Genomic DNA, 26,549 nt, shown 5'->3' with positions numbered 1-26,549 from the left:
GCCCTGGCTGCGCCCAGTCAGCTCCATCGGCTTTCGATCGCTTTGATCAGCGCGGTCAGGGTCGCGTTCACCGGCGCCGCGACACCGACGCGGGCGCCCTGGCGCGGGACCGCGCCGTTGATGACGTCGATCTCGCTGACCCGGTGCGCCTCGTGGTCCAGCAGCGCCGACGGTTTGGCGTCGGGCATCTGCGCGCCGAAGGCGCGCACGTGTTCGACGGCATCGGTGACGGCGACCGCGATGCCCGACGCCCGCGCGACCGTCCACGCCTCCGTCGCGGCCGCCTGGCTGACCGGCGCCATGTCCGGGTCGTCCATCACCTGCCCGACGGTCATGCCGGTCAGCGCGCACGGTGCGCTGTAGGCGGCGTTGCAGATGAGCTTCTCCCATTGCATGGCCGCGATGTCGGTGACCGCGGCCGCATCGAACCCGGCGTCGCGCCACGCCCGCGCGATCGACTCGACGGTGGCGAGCGGCAGCGACGAGTAGGCGCCGAACCGCATCGCTTTCATGGCGTTGTGGCGGACATGCCCGGGGGCCACGGTCGCCGCGCCGAATCCGCTGGCGATCCCGACCGCGACCCGCTCCGCGCCGACGATGCCCGCCACGGTCTCCGCCGATCCCAGGCCGTTCTGGATGGTCAGCACCGGCGTGGAGGCGCCCAACATCGAAAGGGCTTGTCGCGCACCGGCTGTCACGTCGGCCGCCGTTACGGCCAGCACGATCAGGTCCATCGCCTCGTCCGGCGCGGTGGTGCTCGCCCGCAGCGGCACCACCCGGTCGTAGCCCGGACCGGTGACCCGCAGCCCGTGTTCGGCGATCCGATCGATGCCGGGCTGGTAGCGGTCGATGGCCAGCACGTCGTTGCCCGCGGCGGCCAGCCGGGCGGCATAGATGGAACCCATTGCACCGCAGCCGATTACCGCGATCTTCATCCCTGCGCTCTCCCGTCGGTCAGCTCGGCGATCAGTTCGGCCAGGCCGGTCTTCTGCTCGAGCCCGAAGCCCGCGGCGTCGGTCGGCGAGATCCGGCCCTCCGACAGCGCGCAGGCGTCGGGGTAGCCGCCGAACGGCGCGAACACGCCGGGGTAGGCCTCGCAGCCGCCCAGGCCCAGCCCGGCCGCGACGTGCAGGTTGATCAGATGACCGCCGTGCGGGAAGGCGAAGCGGCGGTCGAAGCCGTGCGACGCCGCGACGTCGAGCATCCGGATGTACTCGGTCAGCCCGTAGCTCAGGCCCGGATCCATTTGGAAGACATCATGATTGGGCCGCATGCCGCCGTAACGCAGCAGATTGGTCGCATCCGACACCGAGAAGAGGTTCTCCCCGGTGGCCACCGCACCGTCATAGCAGTCCGTCACCGCCCGGTTCAGCGCGTAATCCAGCGGGTCGCCCGGCTCCTCGTACCAGCGCAGGCTGTACGGGGCCAGCGCGCCCGCCCAGCGGGTGGCCTCGGCCCGGTCGAACCGGCCGTTCGCGTCGACCGCGACCCGCTTCCCGTCGCCGACGATGTCGATGACGGCCTCGATCCTTGCGAGGTCCTCGCCCAGCTCGGCGCCGCCGATCTTCATCTTGACCGCGTCATAACCCGCGTCGAGGTATCCCCGCATTTCGGCGCACAGCGAATCGACCCCGCCGTCGGCGTAGTAATAGCCGCCGGCGGCGTACACCGGCACCGACGATTCGGGTTCTCGTCCGGCGTGGCGGGCGATGGTCGCGCAGGCCGGCTCGTCACGCAGTTTGGCGTTCAGGTCCCAGCAGGCCAACTCGAGCGCGGCCGCGGCCGCCGCGCGGTCGCCGTGCCCACCGGGCTTCTCATCGGTGAGCGCGCACGCCAAAACCGCGGCGGGATCGACGGATCCGGAGGCATCCAGCAGGGCGTCGGGGGAAGCGGCCAGCACGCGCGGGATCATCCGGTCGCGCAAGATCCCGCTCTGGGCGAACCGGCCGATCGAGTCGAAAGCCACGCCGACGACGGGCCGTCCGTGCCGCATCGCGTCGGTGACCACCGCGACCAGAGAGACCGTGTGGTGGGCGAAATTGACCACCGCATTGGCGGGCCCCCCGCGTCGGCCGCCGTCCAGGCCCACCGCCCGCTCGACGATCGCGGTGATTCGCATCACCCGGTGGTCAGGAGGTCTTGGTGAGCAAAACCGCCTGCTCGAACGGCAGCCGCGCGAAAACCGGTCGCACCCCGCGGGTTACGTGCGCCGCCGCTTCCTCCTTGGTGACCACCCGCGGATCGGCGATGCCGATTTCCTTGCCCTTGCTGCGCAGCCGCCCGCCTCCCGCGGCCTTCAGGTTCTTCAGCCAATCCCGGTCGGGCCCGTAGGTCAGCAAAATGGCCACCCCGGGTTTGCCGTCGACATCGGTGCTGAACACGTTGACTGGTGTGCGGTACGCCTTGCCCGAGCGCCGCCCGACATGCTCGACGATCCCGAACGGCGGGAGCCAACCGGCCCACATCCGCTGAATCGGGTTGGTGACGTGACGGTTGAACCGGGCAAGTCCTTGTGGGAGTTGCATACCGCTATCCAACTCGCAGGCGCCGGGCGAGGACAACCCCCGGCTTCGGCGCGGCAAAGGGTCTACTGTCGTCTCATGGGAGAGGCGGCAGGTAACGAGGCGGCCCGGCGCGCCCAGGAGCTGTTGCACCGGGGACAGGAACTCGCGTCCGGCAAGGCCATCACCGCCGCGGACGTCAAGCGCGCCGCCGAGCGCGCCGAGGCTTCTCGTGAGCGCGACCAGGCGGCGCACCGCCGCGAAGTGGATCGCCACTATCAAGCCGGCGTCGCACACGAGCGTGCCGCGGAAGTCGAGGAACGCGCGGTCGCCGAGGGCCTCGGCGATGTCGCCGCGCATCGGCGGGCGGCGGACAAAGAACGCGAGGCCGCGCGCCGCAACTTCATCGCGGCCCAGGAAGCCGGGCAGCAGGACGCCGATTAACCCGCACACCGGCACCCCCCTTTAGCACGTTCTGCTACACCCTGTAGTTGAATGGCCCGCGCGGGCTGGGACACTAGTCGTCATGGGAAGCAGTGATCAGGCGACCGCGCACGCCACCGGGGCCCCGCGGGCCACGGCGGCGTCGGCCCGCTTGTTCGAGGATGCCTGCGCCGTCATTCCCGGTGGGGTGAACTCGCCGGTCCGCGCATTCAGCGCGGTGGGCGGGACGCCGCCGTTCATCACCGAGGCGCGCGGGTGCCGGCTGACCGACGCCGACGGCAACCAGTACGTGGACCTGGTCTGCTCGTGGGGGCCGATGATTTTGGGTCACGCGCACCCGGCCGTCGTCGAGGCGGTCGCCAAGGCCGCCGCCTCGGGTCTGTCGTTCGGGGCGCCCACGCCGGCCGAGAGCGAGCTGGCGGCCGAGATGATCGGGCGGGTGGCGCCGGTCGAGCGGATCCGGCTGGTCAACTCCGGCACCGAGGCGACCATGAGCGCGGTGCGGCTGGCCCGCGGCTTCACCGGTCGCGCGAAGGTCATCAAGTTCTCCGGCTGCTACCACGGCCACGTCGACGCGTTGCTCGCCGACGCGGGCTCCGGGGTGGCGACGCTGGGCCTGCCGTCCTCGCCGGGAGTCACCGGCGCCACGGCGGCCGACACGATCGTGTTGCCCTACAACGACATCGACGCCGTGCGGCAGAGCTTCGCGAAGTTCGGCGACCAGATCGCGGCGGTGATCACCGAGGCCAGCCCCGGCAACATGGGCGTGGTGCCGCCCGCGCCCGGCTACAACGCGGCGTTGCGCGCGATCACCGCCGAGCACGGCGCGCTGCTGATCATCGACGAGGTGATGACCGGCTTCCGGGTCAGCCGAAGCGGTTGGTACGGAATCGATCCCGTCGAGGCCGACCTGTTCACCTTCGGCAAGGTGATGAGCGGCGGCCTGCCCGCCGCCGCATTCGGCGGGCGGGCCGAGGTGATGGAGCGCCTCGCCCCGCTGGGCCCGGTGTATCAGGCCGGCACGCTGTCGGGTAACCCGGTGGCGATGGCGGCCGGGCTGGCCACGTTGCGCAACGCCGACGCCGCCGCCTACGCGACGTTGGACGCCAACGCCGACCGCCTGGCCGGGCTGTTCTCCGAGGCGCTCACGAAAGCCGGTGTGGCGCACCAGATTCCGCGGGCCGGCAACATGCTGAGCGTGTTCTTCGCCGAAACGCCGGTGACGGACTTCGCGTCCGCGCGGGCCACCCAGACGTGGCGGTATCCGCCGTTCTTTCATGCGCTGCTGGACGCGGGGGTCTACCCGCCGTGCAGCGCCTTCGAGGCGTGGTTCGTCTCAACCGCGCTCGACGACAGCGCGTTCGACCGGATCGCCGCCGCCCTGCCCGCGGCGGCCGGGGCCGCCGCGCGGGCCGAGGAGGGGAAGTCCTGATGGCCGAGCTCACCCGGGTGCACGTCGTGCGGCACGGCGAGGTCTACAACCCGAGCGGCATACTCTACGGGCGCCTGCCCGGATTTCACCTCTCCGACAACGGCCGCGCCCAGGCGGTCGCGGTGGCCGACGCGCTGGCCGGCCGCGACATCGTCGCGGTGATCGCCTCGCCGCTACAGCGGGCGCAGGAGACCGCCGCGCCCGTCGCCGCCCAGCACGGCCTGGCCGTGGACACCGACCCGGACCTGATCGAATCGGCCAACTTCTTCGAGGGCAAACGGGTCAGCCCGGGCGACGGCGCCTGGCGCGACCCGCGGGTGTGGTGGCAACTGCGCAACCCCTTCCGGCCGTCCTGGGGCGAGCCGTACGCCGAGATCGCGGCCCGGATGCAGACGGCGGTGGACAAGGCCCGCGCCCGGGGCGCCGGCCACGAGGTGGTGTGCGTCAGCCACCAACTCCCGGTGTGGACGCTGCGGCTGCACGTCACCGGGCGGCGGCTGTGGCACGACCCGCGGCGGCGGGAGTGCGGGCTGGCGTCGGTGACGACCCTGGTCTACGACGGCGACATGCTGGCCGGCGTCGAGTACAGCGAACCGGCGGCGCCTTGACCGCGCGCCGACGACGATGCAGAGCGAAGCGATGAGGAGGAGTGGCGCCTTGACCGCGCGCCGACGGGCGATGGCCGGGGCGGCGCTGGTGGCGCTGCTCCCCGGCCTGCTCGGCTGCTCGTCCGGGCACGACGCCGTCGCCCAGGGCGGCACCTTCGAATTCGTCTCGCCGGGCGGCAAGACCGACATCTACTACGACCCGCCGTCCAGCCGCGGCCGGCCCGGCACGCTGGCCGGTCCCGACCTCGCCGATCCCGCGCACACGCTGTCGCTGGCCGACCCGATCTTCGCCGGCCGGCTCGTGGTCATCAACATCTGGGGGCAGTGGTGCGGGCCGTGCCGAGCCGAGGTCACCCAGCTGCAGCAGGTGTACGACGCCACCCGCGGGTCCGGGGTGTCCTTCCTGGGCATCGACGTCCGGGACAACAACCGGCAGGCCGCGCTGGACTTCGTCAACGACCGCCAGGTGACGTTCCCGTCCATCTACGACCCGGCAATGCGCACGCTGATCGCGTTCGGCGGCAAATACCCGACCACCGTGATCCCGTCCACGCTCGTCCTGGACCGCCAGCACCGGGTCGCGGCGGTCTTCCTGCGCGAGTTGCTGGCGACCGACCTCAAGCCGGTGGTGCAGCGACTGGCCGGCGAGGCCTCGCCCACCCCGGTCGGCGGGGCGGCGCCGTGACGGGTTCGGAGCCACGATGACCGGATTCACCCAGATCGCCGCTGCCGGACCGCTTCTGGTGGCGCTTGGCGCGTGCCTGCTGGCGGGGCTGGTGTCGTTCGCCTCGCCGTGCGTGGTGCCGCTGGTGCCCGGCTACCTGTCGTACCTGGCCGCCGTCGTCGGCGTGGACGAACAGCCGCCGGAAGGCGCGATGAAGGCCCCGCCGGGCGCCCGCTGGCGGGTCGCAGGATCCGCGGCGCTGTTCGTCGCCGGGTTCACCACCGTGTTCGTGCTCGGCACCGTCGCCGTCCTCGGAATGACGACCACGCTGATCACCAACCAACTGCTGCTGCAGCGGGCCGGTGGAGTGCTGACCATCGTGATGGGGCTGGTGTTCGTCGGCCTCATCCCGGCCCTGCAACGCCAGGCCCGGTTCAGTCCGCGGCAGCTCAGCACGGTCGCCGGCGCGCCGGTGCTGGGCGCGGTGTTCGCGCTCGGGTGGACGCCGTGCCTGGGCCCGACGCTGGCCGGCGTGATCACCGTCGCCTCGGCCACCGACGGTGCGAGCGTGGCGCGCGGAATCGTGCTGGTGATCGCCTACTGCCTGGGCCTGGGCATCCCGTTCGTGCTGCTGGCGTTCGGCTCCGCGGGCGCGGTGGGGGGCCTGGGCTGGCTGCGCCGGCACACCCGGGCCATCCAGATCTTCGGGGGCGTGCTCTTGATCGCGGTCGGCGCGCTGCTGGTGACCGGGGTGTGGAACGACTTCATCTCCTGGCTGCGCGACGCGTTCGTGTCCGACGTGAGGTTGCCGATTTGAGGCACCTTCTCGCCTGGAGCCGCAACACCTGGCGCGCGCTGACCTCGATGGGCACCGCGCTGGTGCTGTTGTTCCTGCTCGCGCTGGGCGCGATACCGGGGGCGCTGCTGCCGCAGCGCAACCTCAACGCCGGCAAGGTCGACGACTATCTGAAGGCCCATCGCGTGATCGGGCCCTGGCTGGATCGGCTGCAGGCCTTCAACGTGTTCTCCAGCTTCTGGTTCACCGCCATCTACGTGCTGCTGTTCGTGTCGCTGGTCGGCTGCCTGACCCCGCGGATGATCGAGCACGTGCGCAGCCTGCGGTCCACCCCGGTGGCCGCCCCGCGCAACCTGGCCCGGCTGCCCAAGTACGCCAGTCATCGGGTCCAGGCCGGGCCCGACGAGGTGAACGCCCTGGCCAACACGCTGGCCGAACGGCTGCGCGGCTGGCGCACCGCCATCCGGCACCAGGACGGCGCCGAGCCGGCCGACGCCGAGGTCGCCGAGGTGTCCGCCGAGAAGGGCTACCTGCGCGAGTTCGGCAACATCGTCTTCCACTTCTCGCTGCTGGGCCTGCTGGTCGCGGTGGCCGTCGGCAAGCTATTCGGCTACGAGGGCAACGTCATCGTCATCGCCGACGGCGGACCCGGCTTCTGCTCGGCGTCGCCGGCCGCGTTCGACTCGTTCCGGGCCGGCAACACCGTCGACGGCACCTCGCTGCACCCGCTGTGCATCCGGGTCGACGATTTCGCGGCGCACTACCTGCCGTCGGGGCAGGCCACCTCGTTCGCCGCGAACATCGACTACCAGTCCGGCGAGGACCTGACCGCCAACACCTGGCGGCATTACCGGCTGGAGGTCAACCACCCGCTGCGGCTCGCCGGCGACCGGGTGTATTTGCAGGGCCACGGCTACGCGCCCACCTTCAGCGTCACCTACCCGGACGGGCAGGTCCGCACGGCGACCGTGCAGTGGCGACCCGACAACCCGCAGACCCTGCTCTCGTCGGGTGTGGTGCGCATCGACCCGCCTGCCGGCAGCTACGCAGGCGCCGCGGAGCGCCGCAACCACGAGATCGCCATCCAGGGCCTGCTGGCCCCGACCGAGCAGCTGGAGGGCACGCTGTTGTCCTCGCGCTTCCCGGCGCTGGACGCCCCCGCGGTGGCCGTCGACATTTACCGCGGCGACACCGGGCTGGACACCGGGCGCCCCCAGTCGCTGTTCAGCCTGGATCCCCGCCTGATCGAGCAGCACCGGCTGACCAAGGAGAAGCGGGTCAACCTGCGTGCGGGCCAGTCGGTCCGGATCGATCAGGGGCCGGCGGCCGGCACCGTGATCCGCTTCGACGGCGCCGTCCCGTTCGTCAACCTGCAGGTCTCGCACGACCCCGGCCAAGCCTGGGTGCTGGTCTTCGCGATCACAATGATGGGCGGTCTGGTGGTGTCGCTGCTGGTCCGCCGCCGCCGGGTGTGGGTCCGTCTGACGCCGGACGCCGGCGGTTCGCCGGGTACGGTGAACGTCGAACTGGGTGGCCTGGCGCGCACCGACAACTCCGGTTGGGGCGACGAGTTCGAGCGACTGTCCGAGCGGCTACTGGACGGGCTCGGCGAGCCGGCGGCCCAAAGGAGTACTGAGGTGGACGTCAAATGAACACGGTGCACGTCAACATCGAGCTGGCGCGCTACTCCGACTGGGCGTTCACGTCGGCCGTGGTGGCCCTCGTCATCGCGCTGCTGCTGCTGGCCTTCGAGCTTGCCTACGCCGGCGGGCGCCGGGCGGATCAGCGCGCGCGGGTGCTGGCCGGCGCCGTCAGCGCCGACTCCGTCACCCCGGGCGTCGTGGACGAGGCCAACCAGCGCCCGCTCGACGAGCGCGTCGGCCGGGCCGGCCTGTCCGTGGTGTACCTGGGCATCGGGCTGCTGCTGGCCTGCCTGGTGTTGCGCGGCCTGGCCACCCTGCGGGTGCCCTGGGGCAACATGTACGAATTCATCAACCTGACCTGCCTGTGCGGGTTGATCGCCGGGGCGGTCGTGCTGCGCCGCCCGCAATTCCGCCCGCTGTGGGTGTTCCTGCTGTTGCCGGTCCTGATCCTGCTCACGGTGTCCGGGCGCTGGCTGTATACCAACGCCGCGCCGGTGATGCCCGCGCTGCAGTCCTACTGGCTGCCCATCCACGTGTCGGTGGTCAGCCTGGGATCGGGCGTCTTCCTGGTCGCCGGCATCGCCAGCATCCTGTTCCTGCTGCGGACGTCGCCGCTGGGGGAGCCTGACCGCGCCGAGCACAGCGCGCTGAGCCGGCTGGTGCAGCGGTTCCCCGACGCGCAGACCCTGGACCGCATCGCCTATCGAACGACGATTTTCGCCTTTCCGGTGTTCGGTTTCGGTGTCATTTTCGGGGCCATCTGGGCCGAAGAGGCCTGGGGCAGATATTGGGGCTGGGATCCCAAAGAGACTGTGTCATTTGTCGCCTGGGTGATTTACGCCGCGTATCTGCACGCCAGGTCGACGGCGGGCTGGCGGGACAGGAAAGCCGCCTGGATCAATGTCGCGGGGTTTGTGGCCATGGTCTTCAATTTGTTCTTCGTTAACCTGGTCACTGTGGGCCTGCATTCTTATGCGGGCGTCGGGTGACGGTGAACAACCGGCCCGAATAGCGCACAACACGGGAAAAAGCACAACAAGGGGGAAGTGCAGTGACCGAGCATCCGACGTCGGGCGTGGGGTCGCCCGAACAACCGACCACGCAGATACCTCCACAGACAGCGTCGGCGGCGGATCAGCAGGGGAGCGCGCAGCCGCAGGCCCAGTCGGGTGGTGACGACGCCCCCACCCGCGCCTTCGCCGGATTCCGCACCGAACGCCGCGTCCCCGGGCCCGAGCGCCAGCAGGCCGCGCCGCCCCCGGCGCCCCGGCCGGGCGGCATGCCGCCGTGGGATCCCACGCCCATGACCGGCATCCCACGGGTCGACCCGACCGCGTACGGCGCCTACTACGACGGCCAGGACGCGCCGCCCACCCAGATGCAGGGGCCCCCGCCGCAGCAGCGTCCCGAGCACCTGCCGCACACGCCGTACCCGGAGCTGTCCACCGGGATGCTGCTTCGCCCGGTCGCCCCGCCGCCGTCGGACGGCTGGCGGCTGCTGCTGTTCAAGCTGTCCGGCGGCCTGATCAACCTGGGCGAGAGCCCGCGGGCGACCCGGTACAACAACCTGGTCGCCCAGGTGAACCGGCCCCTGCGGGGTTCCTACCGGGTGGCCTTCCTGTCGCTCAAGGGCGGCGTCGGTAAGACCACGATCGCCGCGACGCTGGGCGCCACCTTCGCCTCCATCCGCGGTGACCGGGTGGTGGCCGTGGACGCCAACCCCGACCGCGGCACGCTGAGCCAGAAGATCCCGCTGGAGACGGCGGCGACGGTCCGCCAGCTGCTGCACGACGCCGGCACCATCGAGCGCTACAGCGACGTGCGACGCTACACCTCCAAGGGCCCGAGCGGCCTGGAGGTACTGGCATCCGAAACGGATCCCGGCATCTCGGACGCCTTCAGCGCCGAGGACTACACGCGGATCCTGGACATCCTGGAACGGTTCTACGGCCTGGTGCTCACCGACTGCGGGCCCGGCCTGCTGCACTCGGTGATGAGCTCGGTGCTGGACAAGGCCGACGCCCTGGTCGTGGTCAGCTCGGCATCCATCGACGGCGCGCGCAGCGCCTCGGCGACGCTGGACTGGCTGGACGCCCACGGCCACGAGGACCTGGTCCGCAACTCCATCGCGGTGATCAACGGGGTGAAGCCCCGCCCGGGCAAGGTCGACATGAACAAGGTGATCGATCACTTCTCCCGGCGCTGCCGCGCGGTACAGCTGGTGCCCTTCGACCCGCATCTGGAAGAGGGCGCCGAGATCGAGCTGGACCGGCTGCGCCGCGGGACGCGCGAAGCGCTCACCGAGCTGGCCGCCATCGTCGCCGACGGGTTCCCCGGCGACCAGCACAACCCGGGAGTGCTCGGTTAGCTAGCGGAGGTCGCAACGGCGGCGAAGCCGGGTGCGGCGGGCCGCCGCCGTCGAGCTAGCGCGGGTTGTTGTCGCCATGACCCAAGCGCCGCAAGAAGTCTGGATCGTCGTCGGGTCCGATGACGCGCGTCTTCGGCCGGTGGGCCTGCGACCGCGCCGCACGCCAGCCAACATAGATCAGCGTCCCCAAAATCACGACGAGCAGCAGGTAGAGCACCAAACACCTCCTTTGGGCGAATATACCCGCGCCGTAGGCTCAGGCTGTGTCACACGAAGCTAGCGACGACAGCACCGGCAGCACGGAGAACCACGCCGCAGACGACGGCACGGCGCGACGGGCCGGAACCCACGTCGCCGTCCACGTCGCCGCGTACATGGCAGCGCGGGTGCTGCTGGCGGTGGTGCTCACCGGCGTGATCTACGGTGTCGCGCGGCTAACGGGCGTCACGCAGTTCCCGATCGTGGTGGCCGTGCTGTTCGCCCTGATCATCGCGATGCCGCTGGGCATCTGGGTGTTCGCCCCGCTGCGCCGCCGGGCCACCGCCGCGCTCGCGATCGCCGGGGAGCGGCGGCGCCGGGAGCGCGAACTGCTCCAGGCCCGGCTGCACGGGGACGCCGCGCCCGAGGAAGGTGGCGACCAAGAATCAGGGCGCGGTTAGCCGTTCGGCAGCCGGACGACCTGGGCGGCGTAGCTCAGGCCCGCGCCGTAACCGAGCAGCAGGGCCAGGTCGCCGGCCTTGGCCGCGCCGGTCGCCAGCACTTCGGCCATCGCCAGGGGGATGGACGCCGCCGAGGTGTTTCCGGTGTGCTCGATGTCTTTGGCGACGACCGCATCCGGGCGCAGATCGAGGCTCTTGGCCAGCACCTCGTTGATCCGGCTGTTGGCCTGGTGCGGCAGGAACACGTCGATCTCGTCGGGCCGCACACCCGCCGCGTCCATGGCCTGGCGGCCGACCTTGCCCATCTCGAACGCCGCCCAGCGAAACACCGCGCTGCCTTCCAGCCGCAGGTACGGGCGCTCGCCGGTGCGGTTGTCCAAGAAGTCGATCCACTCGATGTCCTGGCGGATGGCGGTGGCCTGTGCGCCGTCGCTGCCCCAGACGGTGGGTCCGATGCCCTGGTCGGGGGTCTCGCCCACCACCACCCCGGCCGCGCCGTCGGCGAAGATGAAGCAGTTGCTCCGGTCCTGCATGTCCACGGTGCAGGACAGCTTCTCCGAACCGAGCACCAGCACCTTGGCGGCGGTCCCGCCGCGGATCATGTCGGCCGCCACACCCAGCGCGTAGCCGAAGCCCGCGCAGCCGGCCGAGATGTCGAACGCGGGCACTCCGGTGGCACCCAATGCCGTCGCGACCGCCGGCGCGCACGGCGGGGTCTGGGTGAAATGGGTGCTGGTGGCGACGAGGACGCAATCGATGTCGGATGGCTCGAGGGAGGCCTTGGCGATCGCCTCCACCCCGGCCGTGGTCGCCATGGAGGTGACGGACTCGTCGCGCCTGGCGAACCGGCGGGTCTTGATCCCGGTCCGCGAATAGATCCACTCGTCGGACGAGTCGATGTTCTCGCAGAGCTCATCGTTGGTGACGACCCGTTCGGGCCGGTATGAGCCCACGCTGAGCAAGCCGATGTTCGTGGGCCCGCTGGTCGCGGCAATCTGCTTCATTGCGGTCCTTCGCTATCGCCGAGCCGACGCAAAAGTACCCCAAACGCGCCGCCCTCGGAGTCCTTTGCCTGCACTATAGGTAACTCCCGCCCGGCCCTTAGGTGGCCAGCGCCAACGCCGCGGCCACCGCGACCGCCCACGCCACCATCGCCAGCCCGGTATCGCGCAGCACCGGGATCAGCTCCGGGCCGCCGCGGCCCGATCGCACCGGGCCCGCCGCGCGCAGGGCCAGCGGCGTGGCCACGAATCCCGCGGTGCACCACGGGGTCGCCAGCATCAGCACCAGGGTCAGCGCCCCGGCGGTCCCCAGCAGCGCCTGGTACAGGATCCGGGTGCGCGAGTCGCCCAGCCGCACCGCCAGCGTGACCTTTCCCGAGCGCGCGTCGGTCGGGATGTCCCGCAGGTTGTTGGCCACCAGCACCGACGACGACAGCGCCCCGGTCGACACCGCCAGCACCAGACCCACCCAGTCCACCCGCAGCGCCTGGGTGTACTGGGTGCCCAGCACGGCGACGAGCCCGAAGAACAGGAACACCGCGACCTCGCCAAAACCGGCGTAGCCGTAGGGTTTCGACCCGCCGGTGTACAACCACGCCCCGGCGATGCAGGCCGCTCCCACCGCGATCAGCCACGGCGCGCTGAACAGCGCCAGCGCGAGCCCGGCGAGCGCGCCGACGGTCAGGCTGGCGACCGCAGCGGCCAGCACCGCCCGCGGCGCGGCCAGCCGCGAGCCGACCAGACGCACCGGCCCGGCCCGGTCGTCGTCGGTGCCGCGGATGCCGTCGGAGTAGTCGTTGGCGTAGTTGACGCCGATGGTCAGCGCGAGCGCGACGGCCAGCGCCAGCAGCGCCTTCCACCACACCGCGGAATGCAGCCACGCCGCCGCACCGGTCCCCGCGACGACCGGCGCCACCGCGTTGGGCAACGTCCGCGGCCGCGCACCGGAAACCCATTGCCCGAAGTTGGCCACACGAACATCCTGCCAGGATGCGGGCCGTCCCTCCCCGGGCCCCGCAGCCGCGATCACCGCGGCGTCATGCACCACAATGGTCGGATGCTCGGAGTGATCGGCGGCAGCGGCTTCTACACCTTCTTCGGATCCGGCTCCCGCGACGTCGCCGTCGACACCCCGTACGGGCCGCCCAGCGCCCCGGTCACCGTCGGCGCCATCGGCGATCACGAGGTGGCGTTCCTGCCCCGCCACGGCGCCCGCCACGAATTCTCCGCGCACACCGTGCCGTACCGCGCCAACATGTGGGCGCTGCGCAAGCTCGGCGTGCGTCGGGTGCTCGCGCCGTGCGCGGTCGGCAGCCTCACACCCGAACTCGGTCCGGGGGCGGTCGTGGTGCCCGACCAACTCGTCGACCGCACCCGGGGCCGCGCCGACACCTACTTCGACTCCGGCGGCATCCACGTCGACTTCGCCGACCCCTACTGCCCGACGCTGCGCGACGCGGTGATCGGCCTGCCCGACGTGGTCGACGGCGGCACCATGGTGGTGATCCAGGGGCCGCGCTTTTCCACCCGCGCCGAGAGTCAGTGGTTCGCCTCGGCCGGCTTCTCGCTGGTCAACATGACCGGTTATCCCGAGGCGGCGCTCGCCCGTGAGCTCGAAATATGTTATGCGGCAATCGCTTTGGTGACTGACCTGGATGCCGGCGTGAGCGCCGGGGAGGGCGTCAAGGCGGTCGACGTGTTCGCCGAATTCCAGAAGAACATCGAAGTGTTCAAAACGCTGGTCCGCCGGGCCATCGGCCGGGTCGCCGCCGACCGCTCCTGCACGCACTGCCTGCCGCACGCCGGAGTCACCCTGCCCATCGAGCTGCCGTGAGGGTGCTGCTGACCGGGGCGGCCGGCTTCATCGGCTCGCGGGTGGCCGCGGCGCTGCGGGACGCGGGGCACGACGTGGTCGCCGTCGACGCGCTGCTGGCCGCCGCGCACGGCCCAAACCCGGTGCTGCCGCAGGGATGTCACCGCGCCGACGTGCGCGACGCCGGCGCGTTGGCCCCGCTGCTGGCCGGCGTGGACGTGGTGTGCCATCAGGCGGCGATGGTGGGTGCGGGTGTGGACGCCGCCGACGCCCCCGCCTACGGCGGGCACAACGACCTGGGCACCACCGTCCTGCTTGCGCAGATGTTCGCCGCGGGGGTGCGGCGCCTGGTGCTGGCCTCGTCGATGGTGGTGTACGGGCAGGGCCGATATCACTGCGACCGACACGGATCCGTGGACCCGCTGCCGCGGCGCCGCGCGGACCTCGACGCTGGAATCTTCGAGCACCGGTGTCCGGTCGGCGGGGAGGAACTGCACTGGCGCCTGGTCGACGAGGACGCCTGCCTGCGGCCCCGAAGTCTGTACGCCGCCAGCAAGACCGCCCAGGAGCACTACGCGCTGGCATGGTCGGAGGCCACCGGCGGCTCGGTGGTGGCGCTGCGCTACCACAACGTCTACGGCCCCGGCATGCCGCGCGACACCCCTTACTCCGGGGTGGCGGCAATATTCCGATCGGTGCTGGAAAAGGGCGAGGCGCCAAAGGTTTTCGAGGACGGCGGGCAGATGCGCGACTTCGTCCACGTCGACGACGTGGCCGCCGCCAACGTCGCTGCGACACAGTGGTCCGAGGGCTTCGCCGCCGTCAATGTCTGCTCGGGACAACCCATTTCGATTGCCGAGGTGGCCGACGCGCTGTGCGACGCGCGCGGCGCTTCGTTGTCCCCGGTGGTCACCGGGCAGTACCGCAGCGGCGACGTGCGCCACATCGTCGCCGACCCGTCCCGGGCCGCCGAGGTGCTCGGTTTCCGCGCGGCCGTCCCGCCGGGCGAGGGGCTGCGCGAGTTCGCGTTCGCGCCCCTTCGCTAACCGTGCGGGGGGCGGTAGATCTGCGGCTTCTGCGCGGGCATCTGGCGCGTGCCGGAGTCGTCGCCGCGGAAGATTCGGGGCGCATTGCCCAGCGGCGGTATCTCCGTGGTGGGCGGTTCGTGGTCCCCGCCGGGAACACCGGCCGGGATGCGGGTGGTCGCCGCGGACGACGGCCCCGCGCCCTGGCCCACCGGGACCCGGGTGGTCGGTGCCGCCGCATTCGCCGCGGCGGCGCGCCTGCGGGCGGCGCGACGGGCCAGCCGTCGACCGCTCAGCTGTCCGGTGACGATGGCCGCCACCAGGATGCCCAGGGCCAGGCCGCACAGCGTCACGTCGAAGGTGCTGGTGATCTGTTGGGCCAGGTTGTTGCCGTAGACCGGGTGCAGCGCAGGCGAATTGGGCGAGTCTTCGAAGCGCGGCGCCAGCTCGAGGCCGACGACGACGCGGGCGACGCTGAGCGTGGCCACCAGCCCGCACAGCGACGTGACCATTCGCGCCGAGAGCGTGGCCAGCCTGCGGCGCAGCCAGATCGCCAGCACCGCGGTGGCCAGATCGAACGTGGCCAGCACGATGCTGGAGTACCGGGAGAACGGGTAGTTCAGGATGATGCCGACAACGAGGTCGGTGATCCGCATCGCCACCGACCCGACGGACCAAACGGCGATGAGCAGCAAGCCATTTCGGGTCGTCGCGCGCCACGCGGACTCCTCCGTCGGCGAGGCGTTCCGGTGACCGAACAGGGCCCGCGGCGCGAACAGCGCCGCGCCGGCCGCCCACGCCAGGTAGCCCTCGAACCCGACGCCGGCGGTGGACGTGTTCTGCGCGATGCCGTGGAACGCGTCGATGTCACGGCCGACCGGCAGGAACCACACCAGGACCCCGGCGGCCAGCGTCGACGCACCGAGCGCGATGGTGGTCAGCCGGCTCTCCCGCGCGTTGCGCAGCAGCCACCGCGAGGCGACCAGCACCGCGACCAGCGCCACCACGCCGTACACCACCGCGGTCGCGATCACGGCGATGTTCTGCTTGCCGAATTCTTCGGCGCCGCCGGTGCTTTGCAGCGCGTAGCGCAGCCGCCAGTACAGGTTGAAACCGAAGCTGAGCACCGCGGCGAGCATCGACAGCGTGCCGATGGCCCGGGCCGACCGGTGCCACCCGGTGGACTCGTCGCCGCCCGGAACCGGTCCGGCGAGCGCGCCGGCCGGCACCGCCTGGGCGCTCAGCAGCGCGCCGGCGATCCCGGCCCAGGCGCCCGGCCCGATGCCGCCCGGCACGTTGACGGTGCCACCGAAGCGGACGGTCTCGTACGCGTCGAACACGACGAAGGCGAGCACCAGCAGCAGGTAGGGGACGTTGAGCGCCAGGCGAAGCCGGGCCGCCCGCCCGGGGTTGAACCGCGCGCCGGCCGACCGCCACGAGCCGGCGACCCCGACCGCGACGAGGGCCAGCACCGTCACCGCAATCAGCACGCCGAACAGGACCGTGCTGCTGTCCGGGATCCCGACGCCGAAGTAGAGGTTCCACGGCAGGAACATCGCCAGGACCAGCAGCGCCACCGCGGTCAGGTCACCGGCGAAGTGCCGGTACCGCTTCGTCCCGGCGGCCGCGGCTGGCCCGCCGCCCGTGGCGTGCGGGCGGATGATGCGCGGCGCCGGTGCCTGCTGCGTCTGACGGCGGATGGGACCGGTCGGCGTCTCGTCGCTGCTCTGGCTCACCATGCCCCCCGGGATTCAAGGACGGATATTCTCGGCGCAGGTTCGGGTGTTCGGCGAGGGATTACCCCGCCGAGCGGAATGCACTGCTCGCTTGCGAACATATTCTCCGTTCGGATGCCGTGGCAGTGGCTGTGACCGGCTGCTGGGGCGGAGATGATTCCGCGGTGACGCGTCCTGTCGTTCGAAAAGCTGGTTACGCTGCGCTAGTAGACGAAGCTTGTCGCCTGAATGATCGATACTGCCAACGGTATCGCAAGTGTAATGATGCCGGGACATTGCTGGTTGCGGGGTAGCCGGCGTGAAGGAGAACCGGGATGGACGTCGTTTTGGGGGTTGCGGTCACCGGACCCGTCGCGCGCTTGGCCCTGGTCGGGTCGGGGGCGCAGGGGGCCGACGTGATCGACCAATCCGTCGTCGACCTCGCTGACAATCCGATCGGGACGCTGACCGAGACCGTGGTCGGCACGAACCGGCTGCTGGCCGGTGAGAACCACCGGCTGGTCGGCACCCGGCTGTGCTGGACCGACCATCCCGCCGCCGACCGGTTGCGGCGGGCGCTGGAGGACTCGGGTGTGCACAACGTCGCGGTGCTCTCCGAATCGCAGGCGGTGGCCGCCCTGATGCGCGCGGCCGGCCGACCCGGGGCGGCGCTGGTGATGGACGACGCGACTGCGACGCTGTCGATGGTGGGTTCCGGCGGTGGCGATCCCGACGCGCCGCCGACCGTGTTGGCCAGCCAGCCGCTGGCGGGGGAGTCGGGCGGCGATGCGACGGCCGCGTTCCACACCATGATGGCGAACTTGAGCGCCCACCCCGACGCCCCGCAGGACGTGTACCTGCTCGGTGCGTCGCCCGATCTGCACCGGGTCGCCGACGAGCTTCGCGACGCCTCGACCATGCGGGTGCGGGTCGCCGAAGATCCCACCTTCGCGCTCGCCCGTGGCGCCGCGATCGCCGCCGCGCCGGCGGCGCTGCTGGGGGCCGGGGGTGCGACGGCCATGGCGCCGGCGATCGGGCTGACCGGCGACGAGACCGCCATGGCCCCCGCGGCCGGGGACGCCACCGCGCTGGCGCCGGCGTTCGGGGATGCCACCGCGATGGCCCCGGCGGCGGGGCTCACCGGCGATGAGACCGCCTTCGTGCCGGCGTCGGAGTTCGCCGACCCGAACGCCGAAGACAATCAGCTGGCCTATTCGATGGCCGACGAAGGCGAGCAGTACCCCGGCGAATTCGACGAGTACGACCCCGAATTCGACGACTACGAGTACGGCGACGTCGACGAGGAAGCGCCGGCGAAGCTGTCGCGGCGATCGCTGGTGATCGGCAACGCCGTCGTCGCCTTCGCGGTCGTCGGGCTGGCGTCGCTGGCCACCGCGATCGCGGTCGCCGTGGAACCGACCGCCAGCCGGCAGCCGGTGGTAGGGGTGCAGAACGGCACCCCCGGCAAGTTCATGCCGATCCTGCCGAGCCAGCAGCAGGCGCCGCTGCCCCCGCCCCCGGCCGATGCGCCCAACGCCGGGTTCCAGGGCGGCACCGTCCCGGCTCCCAACAACGTCCCGGCCCCGCAGCAGGTCGCGCCCCCGTCGGGCGGTGGCGTGCCCGCCGGCCCCGCGCCCGAGGCGCCGGTCAATCCCGGCGTGGTGCCCAATCCCAATCCGGGCTGGGCGCCTCGCCCGAATCCCATTGTGCCGGTGCCCATTCCGATTCCGATCCCGATCCCGGGGTGGGGCCCGAACTACCCGCCCTACAACCCGCCTTACACGCCGCCGACGAGCGCGCCCTACACGCCGCCGACCACCACGTACCAGCCGCCGACGACGACGTATTCGCCTCCGACGACGACGTATTCGCCGCCGAGCACCACACACCAGCCACCGACGAGCACCTATTCGCCGCCGAGCACCCACGAAACCACCCAGGCGCCGCCGCCGACGCACACCCAGCAGACCCTGCCGCCGACGCATTCGCAGCCGGTCTACCCGCAACAGCCGATGTACCCGCAGGAGCCACACCCCCACCGCGGATTCTGAGCGTGCCCGACGCCGACGGTCTGGTGACGGTGGTGCTGCCCTGCCTCAACGAAGAGGAGTCGCTGCCCGCGGTGCTGGCCGCCATCCCCGCCGGATACCGGGCGCTGGTGGTGGACAACAACAGCACCGATGACACCGCCGGGGTCGCGAGCCGGCACGGCGCCCGGGTCGTCGCCGAACCGCGGGCCGGATACGGTTCGGCCGTCCACGCGGGCGTGCTGGCCGCGACCACCCCGATCGTGGCGGTCATCGACGCCGACGGCTCGATGGACGGCGGCGATCTGCCCCGGCTGGTCGCCGAGCTCGAGCGAGGCGCCGACCTGGTGACCGGCCGGCGCCGGCCGGTGCCGGGGCTGCACTGGCCGTGGGTGGCCAGGGTGGGCACCGTCGTCATGAGCTGGCGGCTGCGCACCCGGCACGGCCTGCCGGTGCACGACATCGCGCCGATGCGAGTGGCCCGGCGCGAAGCGCTGCTGCAACTGGGAGTCGTCGACCGGCGGTCGGGCTATCCGCTGGAATTGCTGGTGCGTGCCGCCGCCGCCGGCTGGCGCGTCGTCGAACTCGACGTCAGCTACGGCCCGCGGACGGGCGGCAAGTCGAAGGTCAGCGGTTCGCTGCGGGGCAGCATCACCGCGATACTCGACTTCTGGAAGGTGATCTCGTGAGCGCGCTGCCGGTGACCCTGCTGGTGGTCGCCAAGGCGCCCGAGCCGGGTCGGGCCAAGACGCGGCTCGCGGCGACCGTCGGCGACCGCGTCGCCGCCGAAATCGCAGCCGCCGCACTGCTTGACACGCTAGATGCGGTGGCCGCCGCCCCGGTGGCCGCGCGGGTGGTGGCGCTGGCCGGCGACCTGGACGCGGCCGCGAATGCCGCCGAGATCCGGCACCGGCTCGCGTCGTTCACCGTGATCGCGCAGCGCGGTGCGGATTTCGCGGCCCGGCTCGCCAACGCGCACGCCGACGCGGCCGGCGGGTTTCCGGTGCTGCAGATCGGCATGGACACCCCTCAGGTGACCGCGGACCTGTTGGCCGGGTGCGCGCGGCGCCTGCTCGAGACGCAGGCCGTGCTGGGGCCGGCGCGCGACGGTGGCTGGTGGGTGCTCGGCGTGGCGGAGCCCGCGATGGCGCAGTGCCTGCGCACGGTGCCGATGTCCGCACCCGACACCGGCGACCTGACCATGAAGGCCTTGCACGACAACGGCATTGACGTGGTGACCGTCGAGGCGCTGGCCGACGTGGACGTCGTCGACGACGTCGCGGTGGTGCGCGACGCCTGCGCACCCACCAGCCGCTTCGCGCGCGTCACCCGCGCGGCCGGCCTGTAGACGATTCTGCCGGCACCGCTCGGGAGTCAGCACGCGACAGGACAACACCGGCTTTTTGTATAAGGATGGAGCGGTGCGAATGCTTCTCGTGTTGGCGAGCTTCGCCGCGGTCATCGGTGCGGCAACGCCTGCACACGCCGAGCCGGGCGGCAACCCAGATGCGAACTTCTTGGCGGCGCTCGATCAGGCCGGCGTCCCCTATAAGAACGGCGCCGTCGCCGTCCGGGTCGGCAAGAAGGCCTGTGAATTAATGGATCAGGGCCACTCTCAGGCCGACGTCATCCAAAGTGTGTCGTCAGAAAATGCCGGATTCACCGTGGCGGACGCGACCCACTTCACGACCAGCGCCGTCAGTGCCTATTGCCCACAGCACCTCGGCGAACCGACCACTGAGCCGCCGCCCCCGCCGGACTGGTCGAATATTCCTTGGTTTCCCTTCCCGGCGCCAGCGGCTGCGTAGGGTGATCGTACTCGGCGCACCGGTCTCTACCAGTTCGTCAGGATGATCGTGTTGAGCGCCAGCGCGCCGACGGCGTTGAGCGCCAACCAGATCCGGTGTGCACGCACCGGCAGGAGTGCGCCCGCCGCAGTGAGCCAGACCGTGAACGGCAGCCAGATGCGTTCCACCTCAGCCTTGCTGAGCATGCTCAGGTCCGCGACGACGATGGCGGCCAGCATGGCCAACAGCAGCAGATGAAAACCGGAGCGGCGGCGAATGGCGGGCCAGTCGAACACCCGGCTCAATCCGGCGACCCCGCCCAACCCGATAGCACACACCACGCACGCCAGGTTGGCCCAGCTCCAATACTGGAACGGGCGGTCCTTGGCGATGCCCTGCCAATAGCGTTGCTGCACCAGGGTATAGCCGTCGAACCAGAAGAACCCCGCGACGGCGAAGGCGACCGCCACCGCGATCGCGGCCAGCGCCGCCGGGCCCAGCGCCCGCAGGATCGCCCGCCATTGCGCCCAGCGGCTGCCCACCCCCTGGGCCGAGGCCAGCACCGCCACCGCCGGCAACCCCATCAGCATCAGGCCGTAGTTGCAGAACACCCCCCAGCCCAGCAGCAGGCCCGCCCCCGCGGCCGTCAGCGCGGGGAGGCGGACCGGGCGGTGCACCGCCACGGCCAGCAGCGCGATGCCCCACGCCGCCACCCCGGCGAAGTATGCGTCGGCCGACACCGCCACCCAGATCGCCGTCGGCGCCAGGGCGACGAACGGGGCGGCGCGCCGCGCGGTCGGCTCGTCGGCCAGCGCGCGCAGGGTGACCATCACCGCGGCCGCCGCGCTCGATCCGGCCAGCAGGCACAGCAGCCCGGCCCAGGCGCCGCCGTGCAGGCCGAGCCGGTCCAGCCAGACGAACGTCAGCAGCGCGCCGGGTGGATGCCCGGACACGTGGGTGGTCCACGAATTGGGCTGGTAGTCCACGATCCGGCTGGCGAACGTGCGCAGCGTCGCGCCGATGTCGGTGATGCCCGGCACCTGTGACAGGTATTCGTCGCGGGTGGTCAGCCGGCCTGCGAAGCCGCGCTGCCAGCCGTCGATCATCGCCAGCGCGAACGCCCACCCGCACGCGGTGGCCCAGCTGCCCAGCGTCAGCATCCACCACGAAAGGCGTTGCGCCAGAATCGGTCCCCACGCGACCACGGCGATCGCGAGGGCGATGGCCGGCCCGGTGCCCCAGCCGGCGTGGATCAGCCACTCGCCGAAGATCGGTGCGGCGCCGGCGTGGGTGGCGAACTTCTCGACGCCGACGTCCAAGCGCGGCCGCACCCCGAGGTGCATCCGCGGCAGCACGAACGCCGCCGCCACCAGCACCACCCCGACCGTGACCGCTATCGCCTGGCGCGCTGCCTTCCGTCGAGCGATCCCCACGGACGAACAGCCTATTGACCGCTCGGGCGGGTGAACCGGCGCACCAGTGCGGCCCGGTCGACCTTGCCGATGCCGCGGCGGGGTAGGGCGTCGACGAAGTGCAGCTCGCGCGGCGCAGCGGTGGCGTCCAGAATGCCGGTCACCTGAGCGCGCAGCGCGTCCAGGGTCGGGGCGGCGGACCCGTCGCGCACCACGACCGCGGCGACCACCCGCTGGCCCAGCCGGTCGTCGGCCACCCCGAAGACCGCGCAATCGCGCACGGCCGGGTGGGCGCACAGCGCCGCCTCGACCGGCTGCGGCAGTACGGTCAGCCCGCCCGTGCTGATCGCGTCGTCGGCGCGGCCCAGGACGGTCAGCACGCCGGCGTCGCTGACGGCGCCGAGATCGTCGGTCGCAAACCAGCCCGGCTCGGCGAACGGGTCCGGGTCAACCGGGTTGCGGTAACCCTTGGCCAGCGTCGCGCCGCCGATGACGATGCGCCCGTCGACCGTGCGCAGCCGCACCCCGTCGAGCGGGACACCGTCGTACACGCAGCCCCCGGCGGTCTCGCTCATCCCGTAGGTGCGGACCACGGTGATGCCCGCCGCGGCGGCGGCGTCGAGAACCGGTCGCGGCGCGGGTCCGCCGCCGAGCAGCACGGCGTCCAGCTCGGCGAGGGCGGCCGCTGCCGCCGGGTGGCCGAGCGCCTTGGCCAGCTGCGCGGCGACCAGCGAGGTGTAGCGCCGCCCCGAACCCAATGCCCTTATCGCGCCAGGCAATTCGGCGACGTCGAATCCCGCGGAGACGTCCATCTCGGCCGGTGTCGAGCCGGCGAGCAGGCTGCGCACCAGAACCTGCACGCCGGCGATGTGGTGGGGCGGCAGGGCGAGCAGCCAGCTGCCCGGCCCGCCGAGGCGGTCATGGGTGGCCGCCGCGCTGGCCGTCAGGGCAGCGGCGGTCAGCAGCGCGCCCTTGGGAATTCCGGTGGTTCCCGACGTCGCCGCGATCAGGGCCACGTTGTCGTCGATGGCCTCCCCGACGCGCAGCGCCGCCGACAACGCATCCGATTCGCGGTTGTCGCCCGCGGGCAGGGCGACCAGTGCGGGGTCACGCCCGTCCAGCACCCGTTCCAGCGCCGGCAACAGTGACGAGGCCGCCGAACCCGGCGGGACGTGCAGCGCGCGCAGTACGGCTATGCCGGGTCCCCGGCCTCGTCGGCGTCGTCGAAGGGCCAGCCCTGGGCCGCCAACCGGACCCGCACCCGCTCGACGTCGGCGGGCGACGGCAACTCATCGGTGATCTGGGTGATCAGGACGCCGATGTCGACGTCGTCGAACTCGCCGCGCCGCACCAGCTCGCAGGCCACCGCCTTGGCTTCGTCGTTGGACAGCCGGCGGGTCAGCAACGCGAGCACCGGGAAGGTGTCGGTCGCTGGAACGCCTTCCGGGTATCCCGCGCGCAGCCAGGAGACGATCGAATTGAGAAATCCGTTCACGCTCTGACAACACCCCCCGGTGTTTGGCTTAGCAAATCCGTGGGCACCAATCGATGCTACTTCGCTTTGGCTCCGAGGAACGGGTAGCCGGTGTGATGAGCGATGAAGTCCCGCGAGATGTACGCCAGGGCGAACGCGATCACCAGGATCACCACCGCATAGATCACCCAGGCGATGGCCAGCAGCGCCGGGTTCTTCTGCGGCGAGCCGCCATGGGTGCTGACTTGTCCGCCGCCGATCGCCTGGAATCGCAGCCCCAGGGCGAACAGCCCCGGTAGCGCGGCGCCGGCCAGCATCGAGAAGAGCAGGATCTTGAGGGAGGCCTGGTAGTTGAACCAGTCGCTGAAGTGACTCATCACGCGTTCGCCTTAATGGTGGGGTCGTCGGAGTCGGATCGGGGGGTCGTACCGCCGCCGACCGTGGGTCCGGCGTCCGAGGGCGGGTGCTGATCGTCGGTCTCCTCGAGCCCGCTGGTCAGGTCGCCCTTCCATTCGGCGTTGACGTTGTGGTGGTCGACCTTGACCTTGCGCGACCGGATGTAGATGGTCGCCGAGACCGCGATCAACAGCGCGAAGCCCACGATGGCGCCCGGGTAACCGCCGATCAGGTGCACGATCCAGTAGGTGAGCGCACCGACGAGCCCGGCCAGCGGGAGCGTGACCAGCCACGCGACACCCATGCGGCCGGCCACGCCCCAGCGGACCTCGCCGCCGGGCTTGCCCAGCCCGCTGCCCAGCACCGAGCCGGTGCACACCTGGGTGGTCGACAGCGCGTAGCCGAAGTGGGCGGAGAGCAGAATCACCGCGGCCGAAGAGGATTCGGCCGCCATGCCCTGCGGCGACTGGATCTCGACCAGGCCCTTGCCCAGGGTGCGGATGATCCGCCAGCCGCCCAGGTAGGTGCCGAGCGCCATCGACACCGCGCAACCGACGATGACCCACAGCGGCGGCATGGAGGCGGTCTTGCTGACCGAGCCGTAGGACATCAGCGCCAGGAAGATGATGCCCATCGTCTTCTGCGCGTCGTTGGTGCCGTGCGCCAGCGAAACCAGCGACGCCGAGCCCCACTGCCCGTACCGGAAGCCGGCCTCGGTGCGCTTGTTCGGGATGCCGCGGGTGATCCGATAGACCAGCCAGGTGGCGACCGCACCGACCACGATGGCCAGGATCGCCGACACGACCGCCGGGATGATCGCCTTGGACACCACGCCCTTCCAGATCACCCCGTGTGCGCCGACGGCGGCGATGGTGGCGCCGACGATGCCGCCGATCAGGGCGTGCGACGAACTCGACGGGATGCCGAGGAGCCAGGTCAGCAGGTTCCACACGATGCCGCCGACGAGGCCGGCAAAGACCAGCTCCAGCGTCACGATGTGCCCGTCGATCAAGCCTTTGGCGATCGTCGCGGCGACGGCGGTGGACATGAACGCACCCACGAGGTTCAGCACCGCGGACAGCGCGACCGCTGCTTTGGGCTTGAGCGCGCCGCTGGCGATCGAGGTCGCCATCGCGTTGCCCGTGTCGTGGAAGCCGTTGGTGAAATCGAAAGCCAATGCCGTGATTACGACAATGATCAAGAGGAACAATTGGATGTTCACAGGCCCTGATTCTGGTGGTAGGAGGTTTCCATTGTCGAATGCTGGCGGTGGCGAATTCCGGGTGTACCTTGAACCGTCGCCAGATGTTACCTCTCAGTTAACCGGCGTTTCCCTGACGTTCACTTCGGGTGTCGCGCCGTAGCGGGTGCTCGGGCGGCACTTCGACGAAAATGAGCGTCAGGCCATCCGGATCGGTCACGTGCATCTCTTTCAAGCCCCACGATTCCTGGCGAGCTTCGCGCGCGATCGGGACCCCGCGGCCCTCCAATTCGGCCTGGGTGGCTTCGACGTCGCGGACCTGCAGCCACAGCGCACCGGGAAAGGCGTCCTGGGACGGGTCGGGCTGGCCGTAACCGGCCAGCTCCAGCAAGGACTGGCCCGCGAAAAAGACTGTGCCGGCGCCGTAGTCGCGCCAAATCGCCAGCCCGATCTCGTCGCGGTAGAACGCTAGCGACCGCTGATAGTCCGACGGCCGCAGCAGCATCCGACTGGCCAGGATCTCCATGAGACCGTGTCTATCACAGTGCCCGGATCAGCCATCGGTCTTGCGGTTGGGCTGGATGCTTTGCCGCTGCATGACGGCGTTGACCCAGCGCGGGCCGAAGGTGTCCAGCGCCTTGGCGGCGATCGCCATCCGCGGTGCGATGCGCACCGGGCGGGTGCGGGCGGCGGTGATCATCCACTCGCCGGCCTCCTCCGACGTCAGCGCCGGCATTCCCTGGTACGCCTTGGTCGGGGCGATCATCGGGGTGGCCACCAGCGGGTAGTACAGCGTGCTGGAGTGCACGCCCTTGTCGCCCCATTCGGTTTCCACCACCCGGCTGACGGTCGACAGCGCGGCCTTCGAGGCGTTGTACACCGCGAACAGCGGCGAGGCCTCCGACAGCACCCCCCACGTCGAGACGTTGATGATGTGGCCGTCGCCGCGCTCGATCATCCCGGGTGCCAGCCCGCGGATCAGCCGCAGCGGCGCGTAGTAGTTGAGCACCATCGTCCGCTCGACGTCGTGCCAGCGTTCCAGCGACTCGGCCAGCGGCCGGCGGATGGACCGGCCGGCGTTGTTGATCAGGATGTCGATTCCCCCCAGACGGTTTTCGACCTCGGCGACCAACGCGTCGACGGCGTCCATGTCCGAGACGTCGCACGGGATCGCCACGGCTTCACCGCCGGCGCCGGTGATCCGCTGAACCAGCGCGTCCAGCAGATCCTTTCGGCGGGCGACGACGACCACGGTGGCCCCCGCCCGGGCGAACTGTTCGGCCGCGGCCTCGCCGATCCCCGACGAGGCCCCGGTGAGCAGGATGCGCTTGCCGGCCAGCTCGATCGGCTTGATCAGCGGCCGGTTGACCAACACCTGCGGCGCCATCGGGGGGCGCATGGTCGCCAGCACGAACTGGTCGGCGATCCGGCGGAGGGGACTCTTGCTCACTGACGGGAGTCTAGGCGGGCGCTCGGGGCCGTGGGGCGCCCCCCCCCCCGGACCCCCGCCCCCCCCCCCTGCTCGCGGATCGCTTGGCGCCGCAGCGCGACGAGCCGCAACTCCGAGTCGATCTTCTCGCGGT

General features: G+C 71.1%; 29 protein-coding genes. 15 read left to right on the top strand and 14 right to left on the bottom strand.

The features are described 5' to 3' along the window. Positions 1-17 precede the first annotated feature (17 nt). Genes ACYQ8K_RS06145 through ACYQ8K_RS06135 form a run of 3 tightly spaced genes read right to left on the bottom strand, consistent with a single transcriptional unit; the run spans position 18 to position 2,525 of the window. Complete coding sequence (locus ACYQ8K_RS06145) at positions 18-935, bottom strand: ketopantoate reductase family protein (RefSeq protein ID WP_459967590.1); 918 nt, start codon at positions 933-935, stop codon at positions 18-20. Then, positions 932-2,119: an enolase C-terminal domain-like protein gene (locus tag ACYQ8K_RS06140; protein WP_459967589.1), complete on the bottom strand. Its 1,188-nt coding sequence runs from the start codon at positions 2,117-2,119 to the stop codon at positions 932-934. Before ACYQ8K_RS06140 ends, ACYQ8K_RS06145 begins: the two co-directional genes overlap by 4 nt. Before the next feature lie 10 nt (positions 2,120-2,129). Continuing rightward, positions 2,130-2,525, bottom strand: a complete 396-nt coding sequence (locus tag ACYQ8K_RS06135) for a nitroreductase family deazaflavin-dependent oxidoreductase (RefSeq protein WP_459967587.1) — start codon at positions 2,523-2,525, stop codon at positions 2,130-2,132. A 75-nt stretch (positions 2,526-2,600) separates the two neighbouring features. Here ACYQ8K_RS06135 and ACYQ8K_RS06130 point away from each other — a divergent pair, with 75 nt between their 5' ends. The 8 genes from ACYQ8K_RS06130 to ACYQ8K_RS06095 all read left to right on the top strand — a co-directional run bounded on the left by ACYQ8K_RS06130 (position 2,601) and on the right by ACYQ8K_RS06095 (position 10,456). Then, entirely contained in the window at positions 2,601-2,945 is a 345-nt protein-coding gene (locus ACYQ8K_RS06130) for a hypothetical protein (protein WP_459967586.1), read from the top strand. Positions 2,946-3,027: 82 nt separating this feature from the next. Further along, a complete protein-coding gene (hemL, locus tag ACYQ8K_RS06125) occupies positions 3,028-4,377 on the top strand; it encodes a glutamate-1-semialdehyde 2,1-aminomutase (protein WP_459967585.1) in 1,350 nt (449 codons plus the stop codon). Further along, positions 4,377-4,985, top strand: a complete 609-nt coding sequence (locus ACYQ8K_RS06120) for a histidine phosphatase family protein (protein ID WP_459967583.1) — start codon at positions 4,377-4,379, stop codon at positions 4,983-4,985. The genes hemL and ACYQ8K_RS06120 overlap by 1 nt, the downstream gene beginning before the upstream one ends. 70 nt (positions 4,986-5,055) lie before the next feature. After that, complete coding sequence (locus ACYQ8K_RS06115) at positions 5,056-5,670, top strand: TlpA disulfide reductase family protein (protein WP_459967653.1); 615 nt, start codon at positions 5,056-5,058, stop codon at positions 5,668-5,670. A gap of 16 nt (positions 5,671-5,686) precedes the next feature. Then, positions 5,687-6,466 (top strand): cytochrome c biogenesis CcdA family protein, encoded by a 780-nt coding sequence (locus ACYQ8K_RS06110; RefSeq protein WP_459967582.1) that lies wholly within the window; start codon positions 5,687-5,689, stop codon positions 6,464-6,466. Positions 6,467-6,513: 47 nt separating this feature from the next. Then, positions 6,514-8,097 (top strand): cytochrome c biogenesis protein ResB, encoded by a 1,584-nt coding sequence (locus ACYQ8K_RS06105; protein WP_459967652.1) that lies wholly within the window; start codon positions 6,514-6,516, stop codon positions 8,095-8,097. Further along, entirely contained in the window at positions 8,094-9,077 is a 984-nt protein-coding gene (gene ccsB / locus ACYQ8K_RS06100; protein ID WP_459967581.1) for a c-type cytochrome biogenesis protein CcsB, read from the top strand. The genes ACYQ8K_RS06105 and ccsB overlap by 4 nt, the downstream gene beginning before the upstream one ends. Before the next feature lie 62 nt (positions 9,078-9,139). Then, positions 9,140-10,456, top strand: coding sequence for a MinD/ParA family ATP-binding protein (locus ACYQ8K_RS06095; RefSeq protein WP_459967580.1), 1,317 nt, complete (start codon positions 9,140-9,142; stop codon positions 10,454-10,456). Between the two features lie 55 nt (positions 10,457-10,511). Here the strand turns inward: ACYQ8K_RS06095 and ACYQ8K_RS06090 are convergent, their stop codons facing one another. Next, positions 10,512-10,673 (bottom strand): hypothetical protein, encoded by a 162-nt coding sequence (locus ACYQ8K_RS06090; RefSeq protein ID WP_085977768.1) that lies wholly within the window; start codon positions 10,671-10,673, stop codon positions 10,512-10,514. Between the two features lie 46 nt (positions 10,674-10,719). On the opposite strand from ACYQ8K_RS06090, the gene ACYQ8K_RS06085 reads away from it, so the two are divergent. Then, positions 10,720-11,115: a DUF4229 domain-containing protein gene (locus tag ACYQ8K_RS06085; RefSeq protein ID WP_459967578.1), complete on the top strand. Its 396-nt coding sequence runs from the start codon at positions 10,720-10,722 to the stop codon at positions 11,113-11,115. Here the strand turns inward: ACYQ8K_RS06085 and ACYQ8K_RS06080 are convergent. Together ACYQ8K_RS06080 and ACYQ8K_RS06075 are read right to left on the bottom strand one after the other, a co-directional pair. After that, a complete protein-coding gene (locus ACYQ8K_RS06080; protein WP_459967576.1) occupies positions 11,112-12,119 on the bottom strand; it encodes a beta-ketoacyl-ACP synthase III in 1,008 nt (335 codons plus the stop codon). The genes ACYQ8K_RS06085 and ACYQ8K_RS06080 overlap by 4 nt on opposite strands. Before the next feature lie 97 nt (positions 12,120-12,216). Then, positions 12,217-13,089, bottom strand: coding sequence for a 1,4-dihydroxy-2-naphthoate polyprenyltransferase (locus ACYQ8K_RS06075; protein WP_459967651.1), 873 nt, complete (start codon positions 13,087-13,089; stop codon positions 12,217-12,219). An 84-nt stretch (positions 13,090-13,173) separates the two neighbouring features. Between ACYQ8K_RS06075 and ACYQ8K_RS06070 the strand changes: the two genes are divergently transcribed. Both ACYQ8K_RS06070 and ACYQ8K_RS06065 read left to right on the top strand, forming a co-directional pair. Beyond that, positions 13,174-13,950 carry an S-methyl-5'-thioadenosine phosphorylase gene (locus tag ACYQ8K_RS06070; protein WP_459967575.1) on the top strand — a complete coding sequence of 259 codons (777 nt, stop codon included), beginning with the start codon at positions 13,174-13,176 and terminating at the stop codon, positions 13,948-13,950. Continuing rightward, the gene (locus ACYQ8K_RS06065) at positions 13,947-14,975 is read left to right on the top strand and encodes an NAD-dependent epimerase/dehydratase family protein (protein WP_459967574.1); all 1,029 of its coding nucleotides are present in this window, start codon (positions 13,947-13,949) and stop codon (positions 14,973-14,975) included. Before ACYQ8K_RS06070 ends, ACYQ8K_RS06065 begins: the two co-directional genes overlap by 4 nt. On the opposite strand, the gene ACYQ8K_RS06060 is transcribed toward ACYQ8K_RS06065, so the two are convergent. Continuing rightward, the gene (locus ACYQ8K_RS06060) at positions 14,972-16,693 is read right to left on the bottom strand and encodes a DUF7937 domain-containing protein (protein WP_459967573.1); all 1,722 of its coding nucleotides are present in this window, start codon (positions 16,691-16,693) and stop codon (positions 14,972-14,974) included. The genes ACYQ8K_RS06065 and ACYQ8K_RS06060 overlap by 4 nt on opposite strands. Before the next feature lie 311 nt (positions 16,694-17,004). On the opposite strand from ACYQ8K_RS06060, the gene ACYQ8K_RS06055 reads away from it, so the two are divergent. From ACYQ8K_RS06055 to ACYQ8K_RS06040, 4 genes are all read left to right on the top strand, one after another. Beyond that, the gene (locus tag ACYQ8K_RS06055) at positions 17,005-18,720 is read left to right on the top strand and encodes a hypothetical protein (RefSeq protein WP_459967572.1); all 1,716 of its coding nucleotides are present in this window, start codon (positions 17,005-17,007) and stop codon (positions 18,718-18,720) included. Positions 18,721-18,722: 2 nt separating this feature from the next. Then, positions 18,723-19,385 carry a glycosyltransferase family 2 protein gene (locus ACYQ8K_RS06050; RefSeq protein WP_459967571.1) on the top strand — a complete coding sequence of 221 codons (663 nt, stop codon included), beginning with the start codon at positions 18,723-18,725 and terminating at the stop codon, positions 19,383-19,385. Further along, complete coding sequence (locus ACYQ8K_RS06045) at positions 19,382-20,044, top strand: TIGR04282 family arsenosugar biosynthesis glycosyltransferase (protein WP_459967570.1); 663 nt, start codon at positions 19,382-19,384, stop codon at positions 20,042-20,044. The genes ACYQ8K_RS06050 and ACYQ8K_RS06045 overlap by 4 nt, the downstream gene beginning before the upstream one ends. 79 nt (positions 20,045-20,123) lie before the next feature. Next, on the top strand, positions 20,124-20,504 hold the full coding sequence (locus ACYQ8K_RS06040; protein WP_459967569.1) for a DUF732 domain-containing protein: 381 nt from the start codon (positions 20,124-20,126) through the stop codon (positions 20,502-20,504). Between the two features lie 26 nt (positions 20,505-20,530). On the opposite strand, the gene ACYQ8K_RS06035 is transcribed toward ACYQ8K_RS06040, so the two are convergent. The 7 genes from ACYQ8K_RS06035 to ACYQ8K_RS06005 all read right to left on the bottom strand — a co-directional run bounded on the left by ACYQ8K_RS06035 (position 20,531) and on the right by ACYQ8K_RS06005 (position 26,416). Then, a complete protein-coding gene (locus ACYQ8K_RS06035) occupies positions 20,531-21,880 on the bottom strand; it encodes a hypothetical protein (protein ID WP_459967650.1) in 1,350 nt (449 codons plus the stop codon). 47 nt (positions 21,881-21,927) lie between these two features. After that, complete coding sequence (gene menE / locus ACYQ8K_RS06030; RefSeq protein ID WP_459967649.1) at positions 21,928-23,019, bottom strand: o-succinylbenzoate--CoA ligase; 1,092 nt, start codon at positions 23,017-23,019, stop codon at positions 21,928-21,930. A 68-nt stretch (positions 23,020-23,087) separates the two neighbouring features. Beyond that, positions 23,088-23,390 (bottom strand): DUF3349 domain-containing protein, encoded by a 303-nt coding sequence (locus ACYQ8K_RS06025; protein WP_459967568.1) that lies wholly within the window; start codon positions 23,388-23,390, stop codon positions 23,088-23,090. Positions 23,391-23,446: 56 nt separating this feature from the next. After that, positions 23,447-23,746 carry a hypothetical protein gene (locus ACYQ8K_RS06020; protein ID WP_459967566.1) on the bottom strand — a complete coding sequence of 100 codons (300 nt, stop codon included), beginning with the start codon at positions 23,744-23,746 and terminating at the stop codon, positions 23,447-23,449. Beyond that, on the bottom strand, positions 23,746-24,987 hold the full coding sequence (locus tag ACYQ8K_RS06015) for an inorganic phosphate transporter (protein ID WP_459967564.1): 1,242 nt from the start codon (positions 24,985-24,987) through the stop codon (positions 23,746-23,748). Before ACYQ8K_RS06015 ends, ACYQ8K_RS06020 begins: the two co-directional genes overlap by 1 nt. A 97-nt stretch (positions 24,988-25,084) precedes the next feature. After that, on the bottom strand, positions 25,085-25,492 hold the full coding sequence (locus ACYQ8K_RS06010; RefSeq protein WP_459967562.1) for a VOC family protein: 408 nt from the start codon (positions 25,490-25,492) through the stop codon (positions 25,085-25,087). A 27-nt stretch (positions 25,493-25,519) separates the two neighbouring features. After that, complete coding sequence (locus tag ACYQ8K_RS06005; RefSeq protein WP_459967561.1) at positions 25,520-26,416, bottom strand: SDR family oxidoreductase; 897 nt, start codon at positions 26,414-26,416, stop codon at positions 25,520-25,522. Positions 26,417-26,549: the final 133 nt, after the last annotated feature.

It is taken from the genome of Mycobacterium sp. MUNTM1 (assembly GCF_054660795.1).
This window is presented reverse-complemented; position numbering and strand designations above follow the sequence as displayed.

Bases quoted from the DNA above. Each gene is read 5' to 3' on its own strand.
- ACYQ8K_RS06145 (WP_459967590.1), bottom strand. From the start codon at position 935: ATGAAGATCGCGGTAATCGGCTGCGGTGCAATGGGTTCCATCTATGCC.
- ACYQ8K_RS06130 (WP_459967586.1), top strand. From the start codon at position 2,601: ATGGGAGAGGCGGCAGGTAACGAGGCGGCCCGGCGCGCCCAGGAGCTG.
- ACYQ8K_RS06080 (WP_459967576.1), bottom strand. From the start codon at position 12,119: ATGAAGCAGATTGCCGCGACCAGCGGGCCCACGAACATCGGCTTGCTC.
- ccsB (WP_459967581.1), top strand. From the start codon at position 8,094: ATGAACACGGTGCACGTCAACATCGAGCTGGCGCGCTACTCCGACTGG.
- ACYQ8K_RS06140 (WP_459967589.1), bottom strand. From the start codon at position 2,119: ATGCGAATCACCGCGATCGTCGAGCGGGCGGTGGGCCTGGACGGCGGC.
- ACYQ8K_RS06070 (WP_459967575.1), top strand. From the start codon at position 13,174: ATGCTCGGAGTGATCGGCGGCAGCGGCTTCTACACCTTCTTCGGATCC.
- ACYQ8K_RS06115 (WP_459967653.1), top strand. From the start codon at position 5,056: ATGGCCGGGGCGGCGCTGGTGGCGCTGCTCCCCGGCCTGCTCGGCTGC.
- ACYQ8K_RS06040 (WP_459967569.1), top strand. From the start codon at position 20,124: ATGCTTCTCGTGTTGGCGAGCTTCGCCGCGGTCATCGGTGCGGCAACG.
- ACYQ8K_RS06135 (WP_459967587.1), bottom strand. From the start codon at position 2,525: ATGCAACTCCCACAAGGACTTGCCCGGTTCAACCGTCACGTCACCAAC.
- ACYQ8K_RS06060 (WP_459967573.1), bottom strand. From the start codon at position 16,693: ATGGTGAGCCAGAGCAGCGACGAGACGCCGACCGGTCCCATCCGCCGT.
- ACYQ8K_RS06120 (WP_459967583.1), top strand. From the start codon at position 4,377: ATGGCCGAGCTCACCCGGGTGCACGTCGTGCGGCACGGCGAGGTCTAC.
- ACYQ8K_RS06055 (WP_459967572.1), top strand. From the start codon at position 17,005: ATGGACGTCGTTTTGGGGGTTGCGGTCACCGGACCCGTCGCGCGCTTG.
- ACYQ8K_RS06010 (WP_459967562.1), bottom strand. From the start codon at position 25,492: ATGGAGATCCTGGCCAGTCGGATGCTGCTGCGGCCGTCGGACTATCAG.
- ACYQ8K_RS06110 (WP_459967582.1), top strand. From the start codon at position 5,687: ATGACCGGATTCACCCAGATCGCCGCTGCCGGACCGCTTCTGGTGGCG.
- hemL (WP_459967585.1), top strand. From the start codon at position 3,028: ATGGGAAGCAGTGATCAGGCGACCGCGCACGCCACCGGGGCCCCGCGG.
- ACYQ8K_RS06020 (WP_459967566.1), bottom strand. From the start codon at position 23,746: ATGAGTCACTTCAGCGACTGGTTCAACTACCAGGCCTCCCTCAAGATC.
- ACYQ8K_RS06105 (WP_459967652.1), top strand. From the start codon at position 6,514: ATGGGCACCGCGCTGGTGCTGTTGTTCCTGCTCGCGCTGGGCGCGATA.